At 70.8% G+C, this 23,777-nt stretch carries 23 protein-coding genes and 1 pseudogene; 15 read left to right on the plus strand and 9 right to left on the minus strand.

The window, feature by feature from the left end; translation table 11 throughout:
* Positions 1–12: 12 nt before the first annotated feature.
* From V2W30_RS24955 to V2W30_RS24970, 4 genes and pseudogenes are all read left to right on the plus strand, one after another.
* Positions 13–1,481 (plus strand): annotated as a pseudogene (locus tag V2W30_RS24955) (ABC transporter permease).
* 57 nt (positions 1,482–1,538) lie between these two features.
* Positions 1,539–2,225, plus strand: a complete 687-nt coding sequence (locus tag V2W30_RS24960) for an ABC transporter ATP-binding protein (protein WP_338699916.1) — start codon at positions 1,539–1,541, stop codon at positions 2,223–2,225.
* 92 nt (positions 2,226–2,317) lie between these two features.
* Complete coding sequence (locus V2W30_RS24965; RefSeq protein ID WP_425244590.1) at positions 2,318–5,641, plus strand: S8 family peptidase; 3,324 nt, start codon at positions 2,318–2,320, stop codon at positions 5,639–5,641.
* 141 nt (positions 5,642–5,782) lie between these two features.
* A complete protein-coding gene (locus V2W30_RS24970; RefSeq protein ID WP_338699920.1) occupies positions 5,783–6,553 on the plus strand; it encodes a group II truncated hemoglobin in 771 nt (256 codons plus the stop codon).
* Positions 6,554–6,563: 10 nt separating this feature from the next.
* Here V2W30_RS24970 and V2W30_RS24975 read toward each other — a convergent pair whose 3' ends face one another.
* Positions 6,564–7,457, minus strand: a complete 894-nt coding sequence (locus tag V2W30_RS24975) for a helix-turn-helix domain-containing protein (RefSeq protein ID WP_425244700.1) — start codon at positions 7,455–7,457, stop codon at positions 6,564–6,566.
* A gap of 109 nt (positions 7,458–7,566) precedes the next feature.
* Here V2W30_RS24975 and V2W30_RS24980 point away from each other — a divergent pair, with 109 nt between their 5' ends.
* Both V2W30_RS24980 and V2W30_RS24985 read left to right on the plus strand, forming a co-directional pair.
* Positions 7,567–8,613 (plus strand): NAD(P)-dependent alcohol dehydrogenase, encoded by a 1,047-nt coding sequence (locus tag V2W30_RS24980; RefSeq protein WP_338699924.1) that lies wholly within the window; start codon positions 7,567–7,569, stop codon positions 8,611–8,613.
* A 102-nt stretch (positions 8,614–8,715) separates the two neighbouring features.
* Positions 8,716–9,057, plus strand: coding sequence for a DUF1330 domain-containing protein (locus tag V2W30_RS24985; RefSeq protein ID WP_338699926.1), 342 nt, complete (start codon positions 8,716–8,718; stop codon positions 9,055–9,057).
* 19 nt (positions 9,058–9,076) lie between these two features.
* On the opposite strand, the gene V2W30_RS24990 is transcribed toward V2W30_RS24985, so the two are convergent.
* A complete protein-coding gene (locus V2W30_RS24990; protein ID WP_338699928.1) occupies positions 9,077–11,932 on the minus strand; it encodes a family 43 glycosylhydrolase in 2,856 nt (951 codons plus the stop codon).
* 326 nt (positions 11,933–12,258) lie between these two features.
* Here V2W30_RS24990 and V2W30_RS24995 point away from each other — a divergent pair, with 326 nt between their 5' ends.
* Both V2W30_RS24995 and V2W30_RS25000 read left to right on the plus strand, forming a co-directional pair.
* Positions 12,259–12,582, plus strand: a complete 324-nt coding sequence (locus tag V2W30_RS24995; RefSeq protein ID WP_338699930.1) for an AbrB/MazE/SpoVT family DNA-binding domain-containing protein — start codon at positions 12,259–12,261, stop codon at positions 12,580–12,582.
* Positions 12,569–12,871, plus strand: coding sequence for a hypothetical protein (locus V2W30_RS25000; protein WP_338699932.1), 303 nt, complete (start codon positions 12,569–12,571; stop codon positions 12,869–12,871). The genes V2W30_RS24995 and V2W30_RS25000 overlap by 14 nt, the downstream gene beginning before the upstream one ends.
* 20 nt (positions 12,872–12,891) lie before the next feature.
* Here the strand turns inward: V2W30_RS25000 and V2W30_RS25005 are convergent, their stop codons facing one another.
* Both V2W30_RS25005 and V2W30_RS25010 read right to left on the minus strand, forming a co-directional pair.
* Positions 12,892–13,500: a DUF4291 domain-containing protein gene (locus tag V2W30_RS25005; RefSeq protein WP_338699934.1), complete on the minus strand. Its 609-nt coding sequence runs from the start codon at positions 13,498–13,500 to the stop codon at positions 12,892–12,894.
* A gap of 73 nt (positions 13,501–13,573) precedes the next feature.
* A complete protein-coding gene (locus V2W30_RS25010) occupies positions 13,574–14,665 on the minus strand; it encodes a hypothetical protein (RefSeq protein ID WP_338699936.1) in 1,092 nt (363 codons plus the stop codon).
* Between the two features lie 55 nt (positions 14,666–14,720).
* On the opposite strand from V2W30_RS25010, the gene V2W30_RS25015 reads away from it, so the two are divergent.
* Positions 14,721–15,893 (plus strand): cystathionine gamma-synthase, encoded by a 1,173-nt coding sequence (locus V2W30_RS25015; protein WP_338699938.1) that lies wholly within the window; start codon positions 14,721–14,723, stop codon positions 15,891–15,893.
* Between the two features lie 29 nt (positions 15,894–15,922).
* Here V2W30_RS25015 and V2W30_RS25020 read toward each other — a convergent pair whose 3' ends face one another.
* The 3 genes from V2W30_RS25020 to V2W30_RS25030 form a co-directional block, all read right to left on the minus strand.
* On the minus strand, positions 15,923–16,165 hold the full coding sequence (locus tag V2W30_RS25020; RefSeq protein ID WP_338699941.1) for a hypothetical protein: 243 nt from the start codon (positions 16,163–16,165) through the stop codon (positions 15,923–15,925).
* The gene (locus tag V2W30_RS25025; protein ID WP_338699943.1) at positions 16,162–16,647 is read right to left on the minus strand and encodes a sigma factor-like helix-turn-helix DNA-binding protein; all 486 of its coding nucleotides are present in this window, start codon (positions 16,645–16,647) and stop codon (positions 16,162–16,164) included. Before V2W30_RS25025 ends, V2W30_RS25020 begins: the two co-directional genes overlap by 4 nt.
* A 75-nt stretch (positions 16,648–16,722) precedes the next feature.
* Positions 16,723–17,211, minus strand: a complete 489-nt coding sequence (locus tag V2W30_RS25030; protein ID WP_338703750.1) for a MarR family transcriptional regulator — start codon at positions 17,209–17,211, stop codon at positions 16,723–16,725.
* A 175-nt stretch (positions 17,212–17,386) separates the two neighbouring features.
* On the opposite strand from V2W30_RS25030, the gene ilvA reads away from it, so the two are divergent.
* From ilvA to V2W30_RS25045, 3 genes are all read left to right on the plus strand, one after another.
* Positions 17,387–18,637, plus strand: coding sequence for a threonine ammonia-lyase (gene ilvA, locus V2W30_RS25035; protein ID WP_338699944.1), 1,251 nt, complete (start codon positions 17,387–17,389; stop codon positions 18,635–18,637).
* Positions 18,638–18,863: 226 nt separating this feature from the next.
* Positions 18,864–19,838, plus strand: coding sequence for an ATP-binding cassette domain-containing protein (locus V2W30_RS25040; protein ID WP_338699946.1), 975 nt, complete (start codon positions 18,864–18,866; stop codon positions 19,836–19,838).
* A complete protein-coding gene (locus V2W30_RS25045) occupies positions 19,835–20,692 on the plus strand; it encodes an ABC transporter permease (RefSeq protein WP_425244591.1) in 858 nt (285 codons plus the stop codon). Before V2W30_RS25040 ends, V2W30_RS25045 begins: the two co-directional genes overlap by 4 nt.
* Positions 20,693–20,764: 72 nt before the next feature.
* Here the strand turns inward: V2W30_RS25045 and greA are convergent, their stop codons facing one another.
* The gene (greA, locus tag V2W30_RS25050; protein ID WP_338699948.1) at positions 20,765–21,262 is read right to left on the minus strand and encodes a transcription elongation factor GreA; all 498 of its coding nucleotides are present in this window, start codon (positions 21,260–21,262) and stop codon (positions 20,765–20,767) included.
* 187 nt (positions 21,263–21,449) lie between these two features.
* Positions 21,450–21,854: a DUF4307 domain-containing protein gene (locus V2W30_RS25055; protein WP_338699950.1), complete on the minus strand. Its 405-nt coding sequence runs from the start codon at positions 21,852–21,854 to the stop codon at positions 21,450–21,452.
* Positions 21,855–21,985: 131 nt separating this feature from the next.
* On the opposite strand from V2W30_RS25055, the gene mca reads away from it, so the two are divergent.
* From mca to V2W30_RS25070, 3 genes are read left to right on the plus strand one after another with little or no spacing between them, the layout of a single operon-like run.
* The gene (gene mca, locus V2W30_RS25060; RefSeq protein ID WP_338699952.1) at positions 21,986–22,867 is read left to right on the plus strand and encodes a mycothiol conjugate amidase Mca; all 882 of its coding nucleotides are present in this window, start codon (positions 21,986–21,988) and stop codon (positions 22,865–22,867) included.
* A gap of 19 nt (positions 22,868–22,886) precedes the next feature.
* Positions 22,887–23,099 (plus strand): hypothetical protein, encoded by a 213-nt coding sequence (locus V2W30_RS25065; protein WP_425244592.1) that lies wholly within the window; start codon positions 22,887–22,889, stop codon positions 23,097–23,099.
* 54 nt (positions 23,100–23,153) lie between these two features.
* The gene (locus tag V2W30_RS25070; protein ID WP_338699956.1) at positions 23,154–23,774 is read left to right on the plus strand and encodes a dihydrofolate reductase; all 621 of its coding nucleotides are present in this window, start codon (positions 23,154–23,156) and stop codon (positions 23,772–23,774) included.
* Positions 23,775–23,777 lie beyond the last annotated feature (3 nt).

Genomic DNA, 23,777 nt, shown 5'->3' on the forward strand with positions numbered 1-23,777 from the left:
GGCGAGGCTTCGATGTTCTTCACCTATCTCAGGCGTGAGTTGCGCCGCCGCAGAAAAGCGGCGCTCGTCGTCGCCTCCGGGCTCGCGCTCGGGATCGCGCTCGTCATCGTCGTCAGTTCCGTCTCCTCCGGGATGAACCAGGCGCAGGACAAGGTCCTGCAGTCCCTGTACGGCCTCGGCACCGACATGACCGTCACCAAGGCGGCGGCCGCTCAGACCGGGGACAACCAGCGCCCGAACTTCAGGTTCGACGCGAAGGACAGTGACTCCGACGAGAAGCAGTCCACCGACCGCGTGATGGTGCAAGGGTTCCAGACCCTCGCCTCCTCGACGGTCGCCGAGGTCGCCGACCAGAAGGGCGTCGCCGACACGGTGGGCGGCCTGAACCTCCAGGTCATGAAGGTCGACGGGCAGTTCACCCGCGGCCAGTTCAAGCAGGACCCGGGCCAGGGGCGGCAGCAGGGCGGGCCCGGCGGCGGCAACGGCGGGTCGCAGGGCCGCGTCGAGGGCGGCGGCGCCGACTTCCAGGTCAACTCGTACTCGGTCTACGGCACCGACGTCACCAAGCAGGACCTCGGCCCGCTGACCACCTCGAAGATCACCAAGGGCCGTACGTTCAAGGCGTCCGAGACCGACGCCGAGGTGGCCGTCGCCGACGCCTCGTACGCCAAGGAGAAGAAGCTCGCCCTGGGTGACACCGTCACCATCCACGGGACGAAGTTCAAGATCATCGGCGTCTCCACCGCCGACAGCGGCGACTCCGCGGCCAACCTCTACATTCCGCTGAAGCGGGCGCAGACCGTCGCCGACATGAAGAACAAGGTCACCACGGTCTACGTCAAGGCGACCGACTCGCAGCAGATCGACGCGGTCAAGTCGACCATCAGCAAGAACATCTCGGGCACGACGGTCACCACGTCCGCCGACCTCGCCAAGACGGTCTCCGGTTCCCTGTCCACCGCCTCCTCGCTCGCCTCGAACGTCGGCAGGTGGCTGTCCATCGCCGTGCTCGTGGCCGCGTTCCTGGTCGCGGGGCTCCTCACCTCGTCGGCCGTGTCCCGGCGCGTGCGGGAGTTCGGCACGCTCAAGGCGCTCGGCTGGAAGTCGGGCCGCGTCACCCGCCAGGTCGTCGGCGAGGCCGTCGTCAACGGACTCATCGGCGGTGTCCTCGGCATCGCCGTCGGCCTCGCGGGCGCCTACGCCGTGACCGCGATCAGCCCGACCCTGTCGGCCTCGCTCGGCTCCACCGGCGGCGCGGCCGGTCCCGGGGCGGCGGTCCCGGCGGCGGCATGGGCCCCGGCGGCGCCGCACGGCAGGCCACCGGCAAGACCCTCGACATCGCGCTGACCGCGCCCGTCAACGCCACGACCATCGCCCTCGCGGTCGGTCTCGCCGTCGCGGGCGGTCTGATCGCCGGCGCGTTCGGCGGCTGGCGGGCCTCGCGGCTGCGCCCCGCGGACGCGCTGCGCCGCGTCGAGTAGCACCGCGGCCCTGCCGGGCCCCGCCCCCACCCCCTTACGCACCGCAGGAGTCGCAGCATGTATCAGCTCAGAGACGTCACCAAGCAGTACCGGCGAGGCAAGGAGACCATCACCGCGCTCGCCGGGGTCGACCTGACCATCGGCGACGGCGACCGGCTCGTCATCCAGGGCCCGACCGGTGGCGGCAAGTCGACGCTGCTCCAGATGCTGGGCGGCCTCGACCGGCCCACGTCCGGCAGCGTCGAACTCGACGGCGTCGACATGGCCAGGCTGCCCGAGGCCCGGCTGACCCGGGTCCGCTCGGAGTCCATCGGGTTCGTCTTCCAGTCCTTCAACCTCATCCCCACGCTCACCGCGCAGGAGAACGTGGAGACCGCGCTGGTCCCGCTCCGGCTGAAGGCCGCCGACCGGCGCGAGCGCGCCGCCGAGGCCCTCACATCGGTGGGCCTGGGCGAGCGGCTCAGCCATCTGCCCTCCGAGATGTCGGGCGGCCAGCAGCAGCGCGTCGCCATCGCCCGTGCCCTGGTCAAGAACCCGAAGGTGCTGCTCGCCGACGAGCCGACCGGCAACCTCGACGAGTCCATGCGGGACGAGATCATGGACGTGCTCGAGACGCAGTGGAAGGAACACGGGCTGACGTTCATCATGGTCACCCACGACTCGGCGATCGCGCGCAAGGCCCCGCGCCTCGCGACCATCCGCAAGGGCCGGATCACGGTCACGGAGAACGCCAAGGCGGCCTAGATCCGAGCAACCAACGACCCCCCTGCGTCATCTCTACGCAGGGGGGTCGAACACGTCCTCCCGCCGGTGAACTTCCGTCACCAGGGGGAAAGTTGCACAGACACGTACAAACTCGCTCACGTCGTACGGCGACCGTCGTCGCCGCCGCCGTGACCGTCGCGCTGACGGCCGGGCTGACCACCCCGGCCGTCGCCGCGGCACACACCGCCGCGGACCGCTCGGGCCTGAAGGCGAAGACGCACGTCACGCTCATCACCGGCGACCGCGTCGCGCTCGACGCGCGGGGCAAGCCGGTCGGGGTCGAGCGGGCCGCCGGGCGCGGCCACATACCCGTACAGATACGCAAGGTCGCCGGACACACGTACGTCGTACCGGCCGACGCCCAGCGGATGATCGCCGCGGGCAGGCTCGACCGGCGCCTCTTCGACGTCACCGAGCTGTCGAAGACCGCCTACGCCAAGGCGCGCAAGAGCGGCCTCAAGGTCATCGTCGGCTACCAGGGAGCCGCCGCGGGCGCGAAGGCCGACGTGCGCGGCGCCGGGGACACGACCGTGCGGCGCAGCCTGAAGACGCTGAACGCGGACGCGGTCACCACGCCGAAGGCCGACGCGGCCGAGCTGTGGGACGCGGTCACCAACGGCAAGGGCGCCACCGCCGCCGGCGTCAGCCGCATCTGGCTCGACGGCGTCCGCAGGGCCAGCCTCGACAAGTCCGTGCCGCAGATCGGCGCGCCCGCGGCGTGGGCCGCCGGGTACGACGGCAAGGGCGTCAAGATCGCCGTCCTCGACACGGGCGTCGACGCCACCCACCCCGACCTGAAGGACCAGGTCGTCGAGGCGAAGAACTTCTCCGCCGCCGCCGACGCCACCGACCACTTCGGCCACGGCACGCACGTCGCGTCCATCGCCGCCGGTACGGGCGCCAAGTCGGGCGGCACGTACAAGGGTGTCGCCCCGGGGGCGAAGCTCCTCAACGGCAAGGTGCTCGACGACGAGGGGTACGGCGACGACTCCGACATCCTCGCCGGGATGGAGTGGGCCGCCGCGCAGGGCGCCGACGTCGTGAACCTGAGCCTCGGCGGCACCGACACCGCCGAGATCGACCCGCTGGAAGCCGAGGTCAACAAGCTCTCGCGGGACAAGGGCGTCCTGTTCGCCATCGCGGCGGGCAACGAGGGCCCGCACTCCGTCGGTTCGCCCGGCTCCGCCGACGCCGCGCTCACCGTCGGCGCCGTCGACGGCAAGGACAAGCTCGCCGACTTCTCCTCGACCGGGCCGCGCGTCGGCGACGGCGCGGTCAAGCCGGACGTGACCGCGCCCGGCGTCGACATCACCGCGGCCGCCGCTCCCGGCAGCGTCATCGACAAGGAAGTCGGCCAGAAGCCCCCGGGGTATCTGACGATCTCCGGTACGTCGATGGCGACGCCGCACGTCGCCGGTGCCGCCGCGATCCTCAAGCAGGAGCACCCGGACTGGACGTACCAGGAGCTGAAGGGCGCGCTCGTCGGCTCGGCGAAGGGCGGTCCGTACACGCCGTTCCAGCAGGGCAGCGGCCGCATCCAGGTCGACAGGGCCATCAAGCAGACGGTGTTCGCCCAGCCGGTCTCGGTGAGCTTCGGCGTCGCGCAGTGGCCGCACACCGATGACACCGCCCTGACGAAGCAGGTGACGTACAAGAACACCGGCACGAAGGACGTCACCCTCGACCTGGCCGTCTCCGCGACCAACCCCAAGGGCGCCGCGGCCCCCGCCGGGTTCTTCACCCTCGGCGCCCGCACGCTCACCGTCCCCGCGGGCGACACCGCCTCCGTCGACCTGACCGCGAACACGAAACTCGGCGGCACCGTCGACGGCGCCTACTCCGCGTACGTCACGGCGAGCGGCGGCGGCCAGTCCGTGCGCACCGCGGCGGCCGTGCAGCGCGAGGTCGAGTCGTACGACGTGACGCTCAAGCACATCGGGCGGGACGGACAGCCCCAGTCGACGTACCTGACCGACCTGTTCGCGTACGCGGGCCTCGCGAAGGACGAGTCGTTCTCCGCGCCGCAGACCGCGTCGGGCACCGTGACGCTGCGCGTGCCCAAGGGCACGTACCTGGTGGACGGGCTGCTCGCGAAGGACTTCGAGAAGTTCGAGGGCGGCGTCGACTGGTTCGTGCAGCCCAAGCTGAGCGTCACCAAGGACGTGACGCTGACGCTCGACGCCCGTAGGACGAAGGCGGCCGACATCACGGTGCCGGACGCCGCCGCGAAGCCGCTCAGCGCGAGCATCGACTACATGTACGACCCGGCGCTCATCGGCATCGGCGTCATGCTCGACTCGTTCGCCGACATCCGGGTGGCGCCGCTCGGCGGCGATGTCACCGGCGGCCTCTCGCAGACCTGGTTCGGCCAGTGGGCCAAGGGCGGCGGCGCCGAGTACGACGTCGCGACGAGCGCCCGCGTCAAGCACGTCCAGGGCGACAAGGTCAAGCACTTCAAGAAGTCCGAACTCGCCACGGTGACCGGCAGGTTGGGGGCCTCGGCACCTGGTAAGACGGGCACGCTGAGCGCCACCGGCATGCTCCCCGACGACCTCGTCTTCGGCCTGCCCGTCGAGCAGAAGCTGCCCGCCACCCGCACCCTGTACCTGTCGACCGGCAGCGGCGTGCAGTGGGGCCTGGACTTCACCCAGTACGCGGGCAAGGACGCCGAAGGCTTCCCGCTCGCCGACGCCTTCTACACGCTCGGCAACCCGCAGACCTTCACCGCGGGCAAGAGCTACGAGAAGACGTTCAACACCGCCGTGTTCGGGCCGCGCGTCGGCGGCGACTACGGGCTGTTCCGCGACGGCAACCAGATCTACGGCTACCTGCCGCTGTTCGCCGACGGCAAGACCCACGCGGGCTCGTCCGACGTCACCTCGGTCGCCACGACGCTGTACCGCGACGGCGCGAAGGTCGGCACGACCGACGACCCGCTGTTCGGGGACAAGGCCTTCACCGTGCCCTCGGGCGACGCGGCGTACCGGCTGACCACGTCGGTGCGGCGCGACGCGAAGGTCGCGGAGGCATCCCGCCGGATCGACGCGTCCTGGACGTTCCGCTCCAAGAAGGCCGGCCGGGACATCGCCGTCCTGCCCGCGTCCGGCGTCCGCTTCGGCGCCTCGACCGGGCTCGACAGCCGGGTCGCCGCCGGCAAGAAGCAGACCTTCCCGGTGACGGTCCAGGGCGCGGCCGCGGGCCGCAACCTCAAGTCGCTCACCGTGTACGTCTCCTACGACGACGGCGGCCACTGGAAGAAGGTCACCGTGAAGAGCGGCAAGGTCACCGTCACGAACCCCGCCCGGGACAAGGCGGTCTCGCTGCGCGCCAAGGTCGTCGACAAGAAGGGCAACACGTCGACGATCGCGATCCACCAGGCGTACTACGGAAAGTGATCCACCCGCACGGCGGATGAGCCAGGGGCGGTCGGGCGCAGCACCCGACCGCCCCTTCGCCGAGCGCCGCGCGGACGAGCCGATGACGATCGGCCGCCGAACCGCCTGACGCCGTACGGCGGGTGTGTTTGGCTGGCTGCCATGACGACGCAGACGGTCGAATACATCCGCTACCAGATACCCGAGGGCCGCTCGCCCGAGTTCCTGACGGCCTACACCCGGGCGGCGCGGCTTCTCGCCGCGTCGCCGTACTGCGTCACCTATGAACTCGCGCGCTGCGAAGAGGACTTCACGCACTACGTCCTGCGCATCGTGTGGACGTCGACCGAGGACCACATCGAGGGCTTCAGGGAATCCGACCTGTTCCCCGAGTTCCTCGCCGAGATCCGCCCCTACGTCGGCGACATCCAGGAGATGCGCCACTACAAGCCGACCACGGTCCGGGGCCGGGGCGCCTCCGAGCCGACGCTCTACGAATGGGCCGGCGGCGCCGAGGCCTTCGACCGCCTGACGAGCGTCTTCTACGACAAGGTCCTCAAGGACGACCTCCTCGGCCCGCTCTTCGCCGACCTGCCCGCCGAGCACGCCGCCCACGTCGCGCTCTGGTTCGGCGAGGTCTTCGGCGGCCCCGCCACGTACACCGAGCGGCACGGCGGGCACAGCCACATGGTCGCGATGCACATCGGCAAGGGCATCACCGAGCGCCAGCGCCGCCGCTGGGTCGGCCTCGTCCAGGACGCGGCCGACGAGGCGGGTCTGCCCACGGACGCCGAGTTCCGCTCCGCGTTCTGCGCGTACGTGGAGTGGGGCACGCGGCTGGCCGTCACCTTCTCGGGCCCGGACGCGAGCCGCCCCGCCGAACAGCCCGTACCGCGGTGGAACTGGGGGGCCGCGCCGCCCTGGACCGCGTAGTCCCGCGCTCTCAGACCTCCGCGGCCCCGGCCCGCAGCGCGTCCGCTCCCCAGCTCGCCAGCAGCCGCAGCGCCTCGGCCGAGGGCGAGCCCGGCTCGGCGTGGTACACGGACAGGAACTGGCCCGCGTCGTCCGGCAGGTGCAGGGTCTCGTAGGAGAGGGTCAGCTCGCCGACCAGGGGGTGGCGCATCCGCTTCACGCCGTGCCCCTTCTCCTTCACGTCGTGCGTGGCCCACAGCCTGCGGAACTCGTCACTCTTCACGGAGAGCTCGCCGACCAGCGCGGACAACTCCGGGTCGTCCGGGTTCTGGCCCGCGTACAGGCGCAGATAGCTGACCATGTCGGACGCCTTGGACTCCCACTCCTGGAACAGCTCGCGGTAGTCCGGGTTGAGGAAGGTCAGCCGCGCCCAGTTCCGCTCGGCGGGCGGCAGCGCGCCCCAGTCGCCGAACAGCGCCACCGCCATCGAGTTCCAGGCGAGGATCTCGGAGCGGGCCCCGCCGATGTACGCGGGCACGCCGTCCATCGTGTCGAGGAGCTGGCGCAGCGCGGGCCGCACCTGCTGCCGCTTGGGCGCCCGGTACCTCCTGCGCTGCTGCTTCGGCTTCGCCAGATGCGTCAGGTGCGCCTGCTCGGCGTCCGACAGCCGCAGGGCGCGCGCGATCGCGTCGAGCACCTCCGCCGACACATTGCGTCCGTTGCCCTGCTCCAGGCGCGTGTAGTACGCCACCGAGACCCCGGCCAGCTGCGCCAGCTCCTCGCGGCGCAGGCCAGGCACCCGGCGGGCCCGCCCGATCGACGCGATCCCCACGTCCTCCGGCTTGAGCCGGGCCCGCCGGGTGCGCAGGAACTCGCTCAGCTCGGCCCTGCGGTCCAGGGTGGGGTTGTCGTCCATGCTGTCCAGTATTCCCGGTCGTACGACTACGAGCCTGACCCCGTCAGTAGTAGGACCACTGGACGTACGCAAAGCGGTGACCTGGGTAAACCCCGCGCGGACAGGCACGCTGGTGAGCATGACCACGACTGTTGCCGCATACGCCGCCCCCAGCGCCAAGGCCCCGCTGGAGCGCACCACCATCGAGCGCCGCACGGTCGGCGCGCACGACATCATGATCGACATCAAGTTCGCCGGCATCTGCCACTCCGACATCCACCAGGCCCGCGAGGGCTGGGGCGAGGCCCTCTTCCCGATGGTCCCGGGCCACGAGATCGCCGGTGTCGTCTCCGAGGTCGGCTCCGGCGTGACGAAGTACAAGGTCGGCGACCGCGTCGGTGTGGGCTGCCTGGTCGACTCCTGCCGCACGTGCGAGAACTGCAAGGCCGGCCTGGAGCAGCACTGCACGAACAGCAGCTACGGCGCCACGTACAACGCCATCGGCCGTGACGGCACGCCCAACCACGGCGGCTACTCGCAGAAGCTCGTCGTCGACGAGAACTACGCGGTCCGCATCCCGGAGGGCCTCGCCCTCGACGTGGCCGCGCCGCTGCTCTGCGCCGGCATCACCACGTACTCCCCGCTCAAGCACTGGGGCGCGGGCCCCGGCAAGAAGGTCGCGATCGTCGGCCTCGGCGGCCTCGGCCACATGGGCGTCAAGATCGCGCACGCGCTGGGCGCCGAGGTCACCGTCCTCTCCCAGTCGCTGCGCAAGAAGGACGACGGCCTGAAGCTGGGCGCCGACCACTACTACGCGACCAGCGACGAGAAGACCTTCCAGGAGCTCGCGGGCACCTTCGACCTGATCCTCTCCACGGTCTCCGCCCCGCTGGACTTCGGCGGCTACCTCGGCCTGCTGAAGACGGGCGGCGCGCTGGTGAACGTCGGCGCCCCCGAGGAGCCGATCGCGCTCAACCTCTTCTCCCTCATCGGCGGCAACAAGACCCTCGCCGGCTCGATGATCGGCGGTATCGCCGAGACCCAGGAGATGCTCGACTTCTGCGCCGAGCACGGCCTGGGCTCCGAGATCGAGCTGATCGAGGCGAGCCGGATCAACGAGGCGTACGAGCGGGTCCTCGCCTCGGACGTGCGCTACCGCTTCGTGATCGACGCGGCCACCATCTGATCCCCTCACCTCCCGGGTCCTTACGTCCCGGGTAATCGACGCCCTCCTCGGGCTCCGGCAGTGTTTCCCCCGACACCACCGGAATCCGAGGAGGGCTCGCTCATGACCGCCTACGCCATCGCCGTGCTCCGCCCCACCGCCCCGGTCCACCCGGAGGTTCTCGTCTACATCGAGCGGGTGCAGTCCACCTTCGAGCCGTTCGGCGGCCGCTTCCTCTCGCACGGCAAGTCCGGCGAGTGGCGGGAGGGCGAGCGCCTCGGCGACGTCGTCCTGGTCGAGTTCCCCGACCTGGAGCGGGCCCGCGCCTGGTACGCGTCCCCCGCCTACCAGGAGATCCTCCCGATGCGCACCGCGCACATCCCCGGCGAGCTGGTCCTCCTGGACGGCGTACCGGACGGCTACGACGCGTCGCGCACGGCGGCGGCGATGCGCGCCGCCGGCTGACGGCCCGCCCCCGGGCCGGTCAGGGGATGCGGCGCGGCCGCACCCCGGTCAGTGTCGGCGTCACCGGCCGCATCAGCCCGTCCGCGCCGAACGTGACCCGGTCGATCGTGGTCTCGCGGTGCGTACCGTCGCCGTCCGGGATCGCGAAACGGTGGTACGCGATGTACCAGTCGTCGGTGCCGGGCACCTGGAGCAGGGAGTTGTGGCCGGTGCCGAGGATGCCCTGCGCGGGGTCCTTCGCCAGGACCACGCCGCGGTGCGTGAACGGCCCGTACGGGGAGTCGGAGGTGGCGTAGCCGACGCGGTAGTTCTCGCTGCGGGTGTCGTCGATCGAGTACGTCAGGTGGTACAGGTCGCCGCGGCGCGCCACGAACAACCCCTCCCTGAAGTCCGTGAGCCCGGTGATCCGCCGCACCTTCGCGGTGTCGTACGACACCATGTCGTCGTTGAGCGGTGCCACCCACGCCGACCCGTTGCCCCAGTACAGGTACGCCGTGCCGTCCTTGTCGGTGAAGACGGCCGGGTCGATGGCCTGGCCGGCGCCGTCCGGGTTCGCCGCGATCAGGACCTTGCCGCTGTCGGTGAAGGGCCCGGTGGGGGAGTCGGCGGTGGCGACCCCGATCTTCGCCTCGGCGCAGTAGTAGAAGTAGAACGTCCCGTCCTTCTCGGCGATGGTCGGGGCCCAGGCCCGGGACTCGGCCCAGCTCACGTCCTTGCCGAGGTCGAGGATCACGCCGTGGTCGGTCCAGTCGACGAGGTTCTTCGACGACCACACGCCGAACGTGGTGCCGCCCCACCCGGCGAACCCGTCGGTGGTCCCGTAGATGTAGTAACTCCCGCCGAACGCGACGATGTTGGGGTCCGCGTGGAACCCGGGCAGCACGGGCGTACGCATCTCCACGGCGGACACCGTCCACTTCTTCTGATCGCCGTCGGCCGAGGTGACCGTGTACGTGACGGGCTTGCGCAGGTCGGTCGTGCGGCCGCTCGCCGGGCTGAGGCGAGCGCCGGGCGCGAGCGTGAACCGGGGCCGCAGGCGCCGCAGATCGGTGCCGGGCACGACGGGCAGGACGACGGTCGCGCCCTCGGCCGCGACGACGGCGGGCACCTTCAGCTGCTTCAGCTCCACGTCCCTGACGCGGGTCGCGTTGGCGGGCAGCGCGGCGATCTCGTCGGCGGACAGGACCCGGTTGTAGAGCCGCACGTCCCGCAGGCGGCCCTTCAGGGTGCGGTCGCCGGTGTACGGGGAGCGGCCCAGGTAGTTGGCGGTGGTGACGCCGCCGCCGATGTCCGAGGGCGAGAGGGTGACGGCGCTGGTGCGGCCGACGACCTCGCCGTCGAGGTGGAGCAGCGCGGTGTCACCACCGACGGTGTACGTCACGTTCGTCCAACGCCCGCGCGGCAGACCGCTGTGGGCCTCGGCCTGCTGCTCCTTGGTCCAGTTGCCGTCGGACAGGGCGGCCCGGAATCCTGAGTCGGCGCTGCCGCCGGTGGCGAACAGGTACCCGTTCCCCTTCCCGTCGGCGCCGGTGTTCCCGAACCCGTACAGGAAGTACGGCGTCGCCTGATCGTCGTCGACCCACACGTCGGCGGTCACGGTGACCGCGTCGACGCCCGCGAGCATGTTGTCCGGGAGCTTCACGTGGCCGCCGGCGCCGCCGAGCACGAGCGCCCCGTCCGCCCACGACACGTCGCCGCCCGCGGGGGTGCCGTGGTAGCCGTGCCCGGACACGTCCTCGGCGTCCCCCGCCAGCGGCCAGTGCGCGACGAGTCCGTCGGCGTCGGCGAGCACGGGCGCGACGCCCCACTTCTCCTGGATCCGGTCGAACTCGCCGCGGGTGACCGGGAGTACGGTGCCGTGGCGCGGCGCGGAGGGCAGCCGGTAGGCGGTGGACTTCGTCCACGTGCCGCCCGCCGGATCGGTCGACTCGAACGGCATGTAGCCGGTGGCCGTGTAGTCGTCGATGAACAGGTACCACTTGTCCTCGGTGTTGGACTTGAAGACCAGCGGCCCCTCGCCCTGCGCCATGGCCCCCATGCCGATGCCCTCGGCGACGGTCTCCCAGTCGGTCGCGAGCAGGTCCCGGGACTTCTCCTCCAGGATGAACTTCCCGTACGGCGACTGCGACGCGGACCGTTCGTCCTTCGTGAAGCGGTAGTACGTCCCGTCGTGCGCGATGACGGTCGAGTCGATGACCGAGTACCCGGGGTCGTTCCAGACCTTCGCCTCGCTGAACGTCCTGAAGTCCTTCGTCGTCGCGTACAGCATGCGGTTGTACGTGTCGGCGGTGTGCTCCGTGTCGCTCTCGGCGTACAGCTTCGACGCCCAGAAGACGACGTACTCGCCGAGCTCCTCGCTCCAGTACGCCTCGGGCGCCCAGGTGTTGCCCGCGGTCTCGGGTGAGACCCGCACCGAACGCGGCTCACCCCACTCCACCAGGTCCGTCGACTCCCACACGATGATCGAGCGGCTGCCGTGCCGCTGCACGTAGTCCCAGCCGGCCCCGCCGTAGATCCGCAGATCGGTGGCGATGAGGAAGAACCGGTCCCCCTCGGGCGACCGGATGACGAACGGATCGCGCACACCCTTGTCGCCGAGCGAGGAGGTGAGCACGGGCTTCCCGCCGTTCAACTCCCGCCAGTGGAGCGGGTCGTCGCCCTTGCTCGACGCGAGATGGATCTGCTCCCCGTCGGGGGTCCCCTCCCCGGTGAAGTACACGAACAGATACCCCTCGTACGCCCCGTCCCGCGCCCGCGCCCGAGCGGGCGAGGCGAGGGCGCCGGCCCCCAGGCCGAGCGCTCCGGCGACGAGCAGATTCCGCCGCGACAGCGCGGGGACGGACACGGGCGGACGGGATGTTCCGTGACGGGTCATGCGTACTGCTCCTCGGGGTGCGGGGGAGTCCGTGGGGGCAGGGGGTGGCGACGGGGTCGGCAGTGTCAGCGGTGGCCAGTGAAGAAGTTCGCGACGGCCCGGTCAAGATCTCCGACAGAGATCGGTCCGAAAACCCGAAGAGTGATCGATATACCGAACGCCAAGGTGGGTCGAAGCAGCGCATCTCGGTGATACCGGTGGCCCTGGGCGGCGGCGACCGGAATCTCCGCACCACCGAAATTCCGACTTTCGCGCTTTCTCACCTTCCACTGATCCCGTACGGTGGAAAAGGCTGGGCGGAGAACCATCGAGAGCCGGGAGAAGCCATGGCGGCGACCGTGACACGGATAAGGACGCAACTGCGGGGCAAGGGCCAGCTCACGCTGCCCGGCGAGGTCCGCAAGGCGCTGCACATCGAGGCCGGTGACGACGTCGAGTTCGTCGTGGCGGCGGACGGGTCCGTACAGCTGCGCGGGCTGAAGACGATCCCCGCGGAGCAGGCCTGGTTCTGGACCGAGGAGTGGCAGGCCGGGGAGCGGGAGGCGTCCCGGCAGATCGCTGCCGGTGAGGGGCGGATCTACGGGAGCGCCGAGGAGATGTTCTCGGCACTCGGTACGGGGGACGGGTCCGGGGACGATGCCGACGTTTGAGGTCACCCCACGGTTCGCCCGCGATTTCGCCCGCCTGTCGCCCGACCAGCAGCGCCGGTTCCGCCGTGTGATCGTCGAGCACTTCGTGCCCGACGTGGAGGCGGGTTCCTTCCGGCCGGGACTGCGCGTGAAGGGCGTGCAGGCGGCGGCGGGCGTCTACGAGATGACCTGGGCTCCCGACGGCCGCGCCACCTGGCAGTACGGGGAGGAGAAGACGGCCGGAACGCCCCACGTCGTGTGGCGCCGCATCGGCACCCACGGCATCTTCACGCCCCCGCCCGGCCCGTAGCGCCCGCAGCCGCCGCCCCGTCACCGCTCACGCCGCGCCCCCACCAGCCGCCCCGTCAGCCCTTCCTGCCCCGGATACGGCCGCTCGACGGGAAGGAGCCCCGCCGCGGTCTCCAGGTCTCCCGCCGTCACCCGGGCCCGTACCTCACGCGCGAGCGGTGTCACGTCCGTGACGGACACCGTCCACTCGTCCGCGTACCGCCGCACCGCCTCCCCGGACAGGCCCAGCTGCAACGACCGGTACGGCAGCGGGCGCAGCCGCAGGTCGCGCTCGGGGTCCCACTGCACGCGCGCGGGTGCCTGCCTCAACTCCCGCTTCCAGGACGCCTGATCGGTGTGCACCCCGCGCGTGCAGCTCGACAGGCACGCGTGCCGCAGCGCCCACTCGAAGCCGTCCCGCCGGATCTCGACCGCGAGCACGACCTCCTGCCCCGCCTTCGTGGCCCAGCCGCAGCGGTACATCATCCACAGGAACGACGGCTTGATCCACGTCATCCGGTCCCGCCGGAACGCCGCGGGAAACCGCCCGTCGCGGGCCGCGGGCAGGCCGATCACCGGCGAGTACGCCTGGTACACGGTGACCGTGGATCCGGTGTGGTGTGCGCGGATCTCGTGCGTGTTCTGCGTCATGGACCACAGAGTGATCCCCGGACACCCCCCGTTGCCAGCGGATTTCCGCCCCGCCCGACGCCCGCCGAACGGCTCAGTGGCGGAGTGTCGCCGGGCTGCCGCCGTTCGCCTCGTAGCCCGCCACCGCCAGGGCCCGGTACACCGCGTACGACGACGCCGGGTCCTCGTCCGACGTCCACGGGATCGCGCCGATGTGGCCGTCGACCCGTACGAGCTGCTGCATCGCCTCGGACCAGCGTTCCGCGCGGACCAGGAAGAAGATCAGCAGGTGGCGTACGTGGGCGAGCATCGGGTCGTCCGGGCGGGCCGAGGTGACCGCGAACAGGGCGCCGTGCAGCGCCTTGGTGACGACCTCGCTCTCGTAGAACCCGCGGACCAGGTTCAGGTCGGGCAGGTGCTCGTACAGCGCGAAGAGGGGCAGCGCGGGGAGCAGGGAGCCGCGCGGGGCGCGCGCCGCCGCGGCCTCGGCGAAGGCGAACGCCTCCTCGCGGGAGCCGTGCCACTTCTCCGTCCAGTAGCGCAGCCCGGCCAGGTGCGCGCCCATGTGTCCGGGCGCGGTGTCCAGGATCTTCAGCCACAGCTGCTCGAACTCGGTCCGCGAGTAGCCCAGCCCGCGGCCCACCGCGAGGTGCGTGATGTGCGGGACCGGGTCGCCGGGCGCGAGGAGCGCCGCCTGCTCGCACGCCGCGCGGGCCTCCTCCAGGACGATGCGCTGCTCGTCCGGCGTCCCGCCGTCGCGCCACGCCTGCTGCACCAGGAACTCGGCGAAGACCTGCGCCCCGCCCGCGTCCTTCGGCTGCTGCGCGCGCCACGCCTGGAGCCATCCGGCGCCGAGCCGCGGCGTCCGCTGCATCTCCAGGGCGGCGGCACCGGCGATCGCCTGCACCCGCTCCCAGCGCGCCTCGGTCTCCTTGCCGGTCCCGGCGAGCAGCTGCGCGGCCGCCGTGAAGTCCTGATTGCGCTGCACGACGGCCATCACGTCCAGGAGGTCCTGGTCGGGGCCCGGCAGCCGCACGTCGAGCTCCTCCTGCCGCACGAACCCGTAGGCGGCCGGGTCGGCGGCGTCCGGGGAGCCGGGGGCGACCTGACGGATACCGCCGCGCCGCCGCAGCATCACCACCCAGGCGATCATCAGGACGGCCATCAGGACCCAGAGAATTCCCATACCTACAAGCTAACCGAGGTCGCGGGACCGCTCGGGCGCACTACTCTCGTGCGGCATGAGCGACACGCACAGCAGCCCGTCCGGGCCCCGAGGGTTCGAGACCACCGCCATCCACGCCGGGAACACGGCAGATCCCGTCACCGGCGCCGTCGTCCCCCCGATCTACCAGGTCTCCACGTACAAGCAGGACGGCGTCGGCGGCCTGCGCGGCGGATACGAGTACAGCCGCAGCGCCAACCCCACCCGCACCGCCCTCGAAGAGAATCTCGCGGCCCTGGAGGGCGGCCGGCGCGGACTCGCCTTCGCCTCCGGGCTCGCCGCCGAGGACTGCCTGCTCCGTACGGTGCTGAGCCCGGGTGACCACGTGGTCATCCCGAACGACGCGTACGGCGGCACGTTCCGCCTGTTCGCGAAGGTCGTCTCGCGCTGGGGCGTGGAGTGGTCGGTGGCCGACACGGCCGACGTCGACTCCGTACGGGCCGCACTCACCCCCAAGACCAAGGCGATCTGGGTCGAGACCCCCTCGAACCCGCTGCTCGGCATCACGGACATCGCCGCCGTCGCGCAGGTCGCCCGCGAGGCCGGCGCGCGCCTCGTCGTCGACAACACCTTCGCGAGCCCCTACCTCCAGCAGCCGCTCGCGCTCGGCGCGGACGTCGTCGTCCACTCGATGACGAAGTACATGGGCGGCCACTCGGACGTCGTCGGCGGCGCGCTGATCGTCAACGACCCGGCCCTGGCCGACGAGTTGGCGTACCACCAGAACGCGATGGGCGCCGTCGCCGGCCCCTTCGACTCCTGGCTGGTGCTGCGCGGCATCAAGACGCTGCCCGTCCGCATGGACCGGCACAGCGAGAACGCCACTCGCGTCGCCGACATGCTCACCCGCCACCCGCGCGTCACCGAGGTCCTCTACCCGGGCCTGCCCGAGCACCCGGGCCACGAGATCGCCGCCAAGCAGATGAAGGCGTTCGGCGGCATGGTGTCGTTCCGCGTCGAGGGCGGCGAAGAGGCGGCCGTCGAGGTCTGCAACCGGGCGAAGCTCTTCACGCTCGGCGAGTCCCTCGGCGGCGTCGAGTCGCTCATCGAGCACCCGGGCCGCATGACGCACGCCTCCGTCGCGGGCTCCGCCCTGGAGGTGCCCGCCGACCTCGTCCGGCTCTCCGTGGGCATCGAGTCGGTCGACGACCTCCTCGCCGACCTGCACCAGGCCCTCAAGAAGGGCTAGCCGGCCACGCGGGCCGGCTCACCAGCCGGTCAGGGTGGAGTCGTCGTCGACGGCGGCTCCACCCACGGGCGCGCCATCGTCGCCCACACCAGGAACGCCACCACCGCCACGCACAGCAGGCACCACATCACCTGCCGGGCGATCCGCCGGCGCCGCAGCACCCGGTTGCCCCTGCGCGTCGCCTCGGCGTACAGCTCGGCCGGCACCACCGGCGGCGGCGCCGCGTCGAGCACCGCCCGCACCGTGGATTCCTTGCGTTCCTGAAGGCTCATGCGGGGCTCATCCCCTGGAGTTCGGCCGGCGCGGGACCGCGCGGCGGGTGCAGGACGAGGGCCATCGCGCGCAGATGCAGGGCCCGCACCCGCTCCGTGGAGAGCCCGAGGAGCGCCGCCGCCTGCTCCTCGCCGATGCCCTCGAAGAGCCGCAGCACCAGGACGAGACGTTCTTGCGCGGTCAGATGCCCCAGCACGCCACCGCGGGCGCGATGCCGATACGGGATCCACATGCCGTGCGCGAAGCGGACGGCCAGTTCCTTACGGGCGCAGTCGTAGGGGTCCTCGCCCCGAAGACGGTCCCAGGAGGCATACGTACGGGCGAGCGCGGCCGTGAGCAGCCGCCGCGCGCGCGGGTTGTCGTCCGGCGGCTCGGCGGTCAGCAGGGTCGCGGCATGCAGCAGCCGCCCGGCCGCGCCCGCGACGAACGCCTCGAACTCACGGGCCCGACGGGCGTTCCTCGACGCCTGCCGTTCGCGCACGCTTCATATGAGGCCTGCCGCGGCCCCCCGGTCAAGAGGCGGGAGCCGCGGCGGTCGTACGAGGGTGGTGCGGCCTCAGTCCTCGGGCGACGGCGCGGGCTGCCCGCTCTGACGTGCCGAGAGCGCCGAGTTGAAGCGCGTGAGGAGCGCGCAGAACTGCTCGCGCTCCTGTGGCTCCCACTCCTGCGTCAACTGCGCCATCAGCTCTCGCCTGGACGAGCGGACCTCGTCGAGACGCGAGAGGCCCCGCGGCGACAGCTGGAGCACCACCGCACGGCCGTCCTCCGGGTGCGAGGTGCGCTTGACGAGACCCGTGTCGACCAGCGGGGCGACCTGGCGGGTCACCGTCGAGGAGTCGATACCCATGCTCGACGCGAGCGCCTTGACGCCCATCGGGCCTTCCTTGTCGAGACGGTTGAGCAGCAGGTACGCCGCCCGGTCCATCGAGTTGCGCACCTGTCCGACCCCGCCGAGGCGGGTCTGTTCCGCGCGACGCGCGAACACCGCCACCTCGTGTTGCAGGGTGTCGAGAAGGCCGGAGTCGCCGACGGTCGTCATGTCCATCGTTTCCTGTGGTGTGGGCATGGCCGGGTGCTCACTTCATGCGTGGGTGGTGGATTGCACTGGATTGGGGCACAGGGTACGCGGCGAAAGCGCTGGCCGTCCCTGCGCTGCGCAATCCGGTCTCGGAGCGTGAACATCCCGAGAGACGTGTGCCGTGAGCTGCGAGACTTCGGTCATGAGCTACAGCGCGTCTGACTACTTGCCCGCCAAGGCGCCCACGGTGACCCTCGACGACGTACGAGGTGCCCAGAAGATGCTCTCCGGCGTGGCCAAGGTGACCGCCCTGCAGCACAGCCACCACCTGTCACAGCTGGTCGGCACCCCCGTACACCTCAAGTGCGAGAACCTCCAGCGGACCGGATCCTTCAAGCTGCGGGGCGCGTACGTACGGATCGCGGGGCTGCTGCCGGAGGAGCGCGCGGCCGGGGTCGTGGCGGCGAGCGCGGGCAACCACGCGCAGGGCGTGGCGCTGGCCTCCTCGCTCCTGGGCGTGCGCTCCACGGTGTTCATGCCCGTCGGCGCGCCCCTGCCGAAGGTCGCCGCGACCCGTGACTACGGGGCCGAGGTCCGGCTGCACGGGCAGGTCGTCGACGAGACCCTCGCGGCCGCGCAGGAGTACGCGGAGCAGACCGGCGCCGTCTTCATCCACCCCTTCGACCACCCGGACATCGTCGCGGGCCAGGGCACGCTCGGCCTGGAGATCCTGGAGCAGTGCCCCGAGGTGCGCACCATCGTCGTGGGCGTCGGCGGCGGCGGTCTCGCGGCGGGCATCGCGGTCGCGGTCAAGGCCCTGCGCCCCGACGTGCGCGTCATCGGCGTCCAGGCGGCGGGCGCGGCCGCGTACCCGCCCTCGCTGGCGGCCGGGCACCCGGTGTCCGTCCCGCACCCCGCGACGATGGCCGACGGCATCAAGGTGGGGCGGCCCGGAGACGTCCCGTTCCGCATCGTCGAGGACCTCGTCGACGACGTCCGTACGGTGTCGGAGGACGAGCTGTCCAGCGCCCTGCTGCTCTGCCTGGAGCGGGCCAAGCTGGTCGTCGAACCGGCCGGAGCGAGCCCCGTGGCGGCGCTCCTGAGCGATCCGGAGAACTTCGAGGGCCCGGTCGTCGCCCTGCTCTCCGGCGGCAACGTGGACCCGCTCCTGATGCAGCGCGTCCTCACCCACGGCATGGCCGCGGCCGGCCGCTACCTGTCGCTGCGGCTGCGCCTGACCGACCGCCCCGGCGCCCTGGCCACGCTCCTCGGAGTGCTGTCCGTGGCGGACGCCAACGTCCTGGACGTGAGCCACGTACGCACCGACCCGCGCCTCGGACTCACGGAGGCCGAGGTGGAGCTGCACCTGGAGACCAAGGGCCCCGCGCACTGCGCCGAGGTCGGCGCGGCGCTGCGCGAGGCGGGCTACACCGTCATCGGGGAAATCCGTTGAAGCGACGCGATACATCGCGTTAGCGTGGGGCCCGCCTCAGCCGCTGAGGAGCGCGCGAGCCGCGCCAAATCTAGACTTTCTCCACATAAGCAAGCAGTACGAGCAAGCAGTACGAGCAAGCGGTGCAAGCAAGCGGTACAAGCAAGCCGTACGCGGCACAACGGCACATGGGGCACGCAAGGACAGCGGAACACCCAGCACGCACACCCACCCCAGGGGGAGTGACATGCCAGGCGCCATATACGCCGAAGGTCTGGTGAAGACCTTCGGCGACGTAAGGGCTCTGGACGGCGTCGATCTCGACGTACCCGAGGGCACCGTCCTCGGACTGCTCGGGCCGAACGGAGCGGGCAAGACGACCGCGGTGCGCTGCCTGACGACCCTGCTCACGCCGGACAGCGGCAAGGCGGTCGTCGCGGGCATCGACGTACTGAAACAGCCGAACGAAGTGCGGCGCTCGATCGGCCTGTCCGGCCAGTTCGCCGCCGTCGACGAGTACCTGACCGGCCGCGAGAACCTCCAGATGGTCGGCCAGCTCTATCAGATGCGGGCCAAGGAGGCGAAGGCCCGCGCGAGCGAGCTCCTGGAGCGGTTCAACCTCGCGGACGCCGCCGACCGGCCCTCCAAGACGTACTCGGGAGGCATGCGCCGCCGCCTCGACCTCGCGGCCGCCCTCGTCGTCTCACCGCCCGTCATGTTCATGGACGAGCCGACCACCGGTCTCGACCCGCGCAACCGGCAGCAGCTGTGGGAGGTCATCCAGGAGTTGGTGGCCGGCGGTACGACCCTGCTGCTCACCACCCAGTACCTCGAAGAGGCCGACCACCTCGCCCACGACATCTGCGTCGTCGACCACGGCCGCGTCATCGCCCGCGGCACCTCCGACCAGCTCAAGGCCCAGACCGGCGGTGAGCGTGTCGAGGTCGTCGTGCACGAGCGCGAGCACATCGCCCCGGCCGCCGAGGTGCTGCACGGCTTCGGCAAGGGAGAGGTCGCCACCGAGCAGCACACCCGCAAGCTGACCGTCCCGGTCACCGGTGGCGCCAAGCTGCTCGCCGAGGTCATCCGCGACCTGGACGCCCGCGGCATCGAGATCGACGACATCGGGCTGCGCCGCCCGACCCTGGACGACGTGTTCATCTCGCTCACCGGCCACCTGGCGGAGCAGAAGGACCAGGACGAGCAGGAGGTCCGCACGTGAGTGCCGTCACCGACGCGGCGCGCGTCCCCCGGGCGGCGGGCGGCATGGGCCAGTCCGTCCGGGACTCGCTGGTCGTCGCCAAGCGCAATCTGATCAGGATGTCCCGGATCCCGGAGATGATCATCTTCGGCCTGATCCAGCCGATCATGTTCGTGGTGCTGTTCACGTACGTCTTCGGCGGTTCGATGAAGATCGGCGACACCACCGACCCGCAGGTCTACAAGAACTTCCTGATGGCCGGCATCTTCGCGCAGACCGTCACCTTCGCCACGGCCGGCGCCGGGGCGGGCATCGCCGACGACATGCACAAGGGCCTCATCGACCGGTTCCGCTCGCTGCCGATGGCGCGCGGCGCCGTGCTCACCGGCCGCACCATCGCCGACCTGGTGCAGACGGCGCTGACCCTCGCGGTCCTCGCCGCCGTCGGGCTGCTGGTCGGCTGGCGGCCCGGCTCGGTCGCCCCCACCAACTTCGGCAAGATCCTCGGAGCCTTCGGGCTGCTGCTCCTGCTCGGCTACGCGTTCACCTGGATCGGCGCCCTGATCGGCCTGTCCGTGCGCACGCCGGAGGCGGCCACGTCCGGCGGCCTGATCTGGCTGTTCCCGGTCACGTTCATCTCGAACGCGTTCGTGGACACCGGCCAGATGACGCCCTGGCTGCGGCACGTCGCCGACTGGAACCCGTTCAGCGCCACCGTCCAGGCCTGCCGCAAACTCTTCGGCGATCCAGGGCTCTCGCCGTCGGAGGCCTGGCCGATGCAGCACCCCGTCTGGGCCTCGCTGATCTACTCGGTCCTGATCATCGTCGTCTTCCGCACCCTCGCCGTCCGCAAGTACCGCAACGCGACGGCCTGAGCTCCACCGCACACGACGAGGCCCCCGGAGCGGCACACGCTCCGGGGGCCTCGCCCCTGCTCAGGCTCGGCGTCAGCCGCCGTACGGCTCCGCCTTGAGGATCTTCACCGAGGCGAACTTGCCGTTCGGCAGCTCGTACTGGGCGTCCTCGCCGACCTTCTTGCCGTTCACACCCGTGCCGAGCGGCGACTGCGGCGAGTACGTCTCGATGTCGGAGCTCGCGTACTCGCGGGAGGCGAGCAGGAACTCCATGGTGTCGTCCTCGTCGCCGTCGAAAGCGATCGTGACGACCATGCCGGGCGCGACCACGCCGGTGGCGGCCGGGGCCTCACCGACCTTCGCGCGCTCCAGGAGCTGGGTCAGCTGGCGGATGCGGAGCTCCTGCTTGCCCTGCTCCTCCTTGGCCGCGTGGTACCCGCCGTTCTCGCGCAGGTCCCCCTCCTCGCGCGCCGCCGCAATCTTCTGCGTGACTTCCTCGCGCGCGGGACCAGACAGGTACGCCAGCTCGTCCTTGAGCTTGGTGTACGCCTCCTGCGTCAGCCAGGTGACGTCTTCGCTGGTCTGGGTCACAGGTCGCTCCTCGTAGGTACTGGGAATACAAAGCATCGCCCTACCCAGAAGGATGTTCCCCCTCGGGTGGGCGAAACCACGAGCCTAACAATTCACGGGTCAAAGGGGGAGGACATAAGGCATCAGTTTTACGTCAACGCAGGTCAGTGCAGGTCAGCACGGGTGAGCGTCGGTCAACTGGACAGAGTCAGTCGGAATGACAGCCGACGAGCTCGGCGGTCGTGCCCCGGCCGCCCGCCGTGCGCAGCGTGACGACCTTGTCGATGCGGTCCCGGTGCTGGTCGAAGCGGAAGTCGGCGCGGCCCACCTCGGCGCCGTCCGCGTCCTGCGAGCGGATCGTGCAGTAGCCGCTCGCGTCCGTGTCCTTGCGGATCTCCAGGTGGACCCTGACCTTGTCGTCGTACGCCTTGAACGCGATGACCTCGCCGCTGAACTTGTTCCCGGCGACGTAGTACCAGCCGAACCAGACCATCATCGCGGCGAACAGGGTCCCGAGGACGATCGCGGCGATCTTCAGCTTCCGGTCGGCGCGGGCGTCGGCCGCGCGCGACGACCCGTACCGGCCCTCGGGCAGCTGCTGCACGGCGCTCATCGGCCAGTTCCTCTCGCGTCGCCCGTCAACATCCGGGCACCGGAATTTTCCGCCCCCCGGTTCGGTCACTATAGAAGTCGCCCAACGCGCCGAATCACACCAGGGCGCCTTAAATCATCGAGGATCTTGTCTTGACTGAGCAGCTGCGACTGATGGCCGTTCACGCCCACCCCGACGACGAGTCGTCCAAGGGCGCGGCCACCATGGCCAAGTACGTGTCCGAGGGGGTGGACGTGCATGTCGTGACCTGCACGGGCGGCGAGCGCGGCTCCATCCTCAACCCGAAGCTCCAGGGTGACAAGTACATCGAGGAGCACATCCACGAGGTACGCAGGAAGGAGATGGAGGAGGCCCGCGAGATCCTCGGCGTCAAGCAGGACTGGCTGGGCTTCGTCGACTCCGGTCTGCCCGAGGGCGACCCGCTGCCGCCGCTGCCCGAGGGCTGCTTCGCCCTGGAGGACGTCGACTACGCGGCCGGCCGCCTGGTGAAGCAGATCCGCTCCTTCCGTCCGCAGGTCATCACGACGTACGACGAGAACGGCGGCTACCCGCACCCCGACCACATCATGACCCACAAGATCACGATGGTGGCCTTCGACGGTGCGGCGGACGCCGAGAAGTACCCCGAGGACGAGTTCGGCCCGGTCTTCCAGCCGAGCAAGCTCTACTACAACCAGGGCTTCAACCGGCCGCGCACCGAGGCGCTGCACGAGGCGCTCCTCGCGCGCGGCATGGAGTCGCCGTACGCGGACTGGCTGAAGCGGTGGGACGAGTTCGAGCGGGTCGAGCGCACGCTGACCACGCACGTGCCGTGCGCCGAGTTCTTCGAGATCCGCGACAAGGCCCTGATCGCGCACGCCACGCAGATCGACCCGGACGGCGGCTGGTTCCGCGTGCCGATGGAGATCCAGAAGTCCGTGTGGCCGACCGAGGAGTACGAGCTCGCGAAGTCGCTCGTCGATACCTCCCTCCCCGAGGACGACCTCTTCGCGGGCGTCCGTCACAATGCCTGATGTGACATCGAATCTGGCAATGACCCATCTCGTCCCTCTTGCCGCCCAGGAGGTCGACGAGAACAAGGTGACCCCGGGCGTGCTCGGGTTCATCGTCTTCGCCGTGATGGCGCTCGCCGTCTGGGGCCTGATGAAGTCGATGAACCGGCACATGGGCAAGGTCGACTTCAAGGAGAAGGCGTCGGACGAACCGGCGGACGAGGCGTCGAAGGACGCCCGCACCTCGGCCTGACGTGAGGGCCCCCGCCCCCCGATGAGTTTCGCGGGCGGGCGGGGTCGTACGGGTATGAGCCCTCACACCGGTTCCTCGAACCGCTCCACGAGCCCCGTACTGATGCATGCCGTCGTCTCCGTCGACGGCTTCATCGCCGATGCCGAGGACCAGGTCGGACCGCTGTTCGACTGGTACGGCAACGGTTCCGAGCCGCTGGCCGACGGCGCCGGCTTCCGCGTGTCCAAGGCGTCCGCCGACTACACCCGGCCGATGTGGGACAGCCTCGGCGTCACGGTCATGGGCCGGCACCTGTTCGACCTCACGAACGGCTGGGACGCCAAGCCCCCGGCCGGCGAGCACGTCGTCGTGGTCTCGCACCGGCCCCGGCCCGCCGACTGGCACCCCGAGGCCGCGCACTACCACTTCGTCGGCGACGTGGCCGAGGCCGTCGCCATCGCGCGGGAGCTGGCGGCCGGCCGGGCCGTGGCGATCACCGCCGGCGACATCGGCGGCCAGGCCTTCGCGCTCGGCCTGGTCGACGTCGTGGCGATGGATGTCGTCCCCGTGGTCTTCGGCTCGGGCAAGCGCTACTTCGGCTCCACCGAGGGGCAGCACCTCCTGGCGGACCCGCATGTGGTCGTCCAGGGGGACCGGGTGCTGCACCTCCAGTACCGCGCGCGGCGCACGCCCTGAGGG

The sequence above is a fragment of the Streptomyces sp. Q6 genome (assembly GCF_036967205.1).
Taxonomy (GTDB): Bacteria; Actinomycetota; Actinomycetes; order Streptomycetales; family Streptomycetaceae; genus Streptomyces; species Streptomyces citrinus.

Excerpts from the sequence above, each read along its gene's own strand:
- V2W30_RS25040 (WP_338699946.1), top strand. The coding sequence starts at position 18,864 with ATGCCAGGCGCCATATACGCCGAAGGTCTGGTGAAGACCTTCGGCGAC.
- V2W30_RS25005 (WP_338699934.1), bottom strand. The coding sequence starts at position 13,500 with ATGACGCAGAACACGCACGAGATCCGCGCACACCACACCGGATCCACG.
- V2W30_RS25015 (WP_338699938.1), top strand. The coding sequence starts at position 14,721 with ATGAGCGACACGCACAGCAGCCCGTCCGGGCCCCGAGGGTTCGAGACC.
- V2W30_RS25055 (WP_338699950.1), bottom strand. The coding sequence starts at position 21,854 with ATGAGCGCCGTGCAGCAGCTGCCCGAGGGCCGGTACGGGTCGTCGCGC.
- ilvA (WP_338699944.1), top strand. The coding sequence starts at position 17,387 with ATGAGCTACAGCGCGTCTGACTACTTGCCCGCCAAGGCGCCCACGGTG.
- V2W30_RS25000 (WP_338699932.1), top strand. The coding sequence starts at position 12,569 with ATGCCGACGTTTGAGGTCACCCCACGGTTCGCCCGCGATTTCGCCCGC.
- V2W30_RS25010 (WP_338699936.1), bottom strand. The coding sequence starts at position 14,665 with ATGGGAATTCTCTGGGTCCTGATGGCCGTCCTGATGATCGCCTGGGTG.
- V2W30_RS25065 (WP_425244592.1), top strand. The coding sequence starts at position 22,887 with ATGACCCATCTCGTCCCTCTTGCCGCCCAGGAGGTCGACGAGAACAAG.
- V2W30_RS24960 (WP_338699916.1), top strand. The coding sequence starts at position 1,539 with ATGTATCAGCTCAGAGACGTCACCAAGCAGTACCGGCGAGGCAAGGAG.
- V2W30_RS24970 (WP_338699920.1), top strand. The coding sequence starts at position 5,783 with ATGACGACGCAGACGGTCGAATACATCCGCTACCAGATACCCGAGGGC.
- V2W30_RS24995 (WP_338699930.1), top strand. The coding sequence starts at position 12,259 with ATGGCGGCGACCGTGACACGGATAAGGACGCAACTGCGGGGCAAGGGC.
- V2W30_RS24980 (WP_338699924.1), top strand. The coding sequence starts at position 7,567 with ATGACCACGACTGTTGCCGCATACGCCGCCCCCAGCGCCAAGGCCCCG.
- V2W30_RS25030 (WP_338703750.1), bottom strand. The coding sequence starts at position 17,211 with ATGGACATGACGACCGTCGGCGACTCCGGCCTTCTCGACACCCTGCAA.
- V2W30_RS25020 (WP_338699941.1), bottom strand. The coding sequence starts at position 16,165 with ATGAGCCTTCAGGAACGCAAGGAATCCACGGTGCGGGCGGTGCTCGAC.
- V2W30_RS25070 (WP_338699956.1), top strand. The coding sequence starts at position 23,154 with ATGAGCCCTCACACCGGTTCCTCGAACCGCTCCACGAGCCCCGTACTG.
- V2W30_RS24985 (WP_338699926.1), top strand. The coding sequence starts at position 8,716 with ATGACCGCCTACGCCATCGCCGTGCTCCGCCCCACCGCCCCGGTCCAC.
- V2W30_RS24990 (WP_338699928.1), bottom strand. The coding sequence starts at position 11,932 with ATGACCCGTCACGGAACATCCCGTCCGCCCGTGTCCGTCCCCGCGCTG.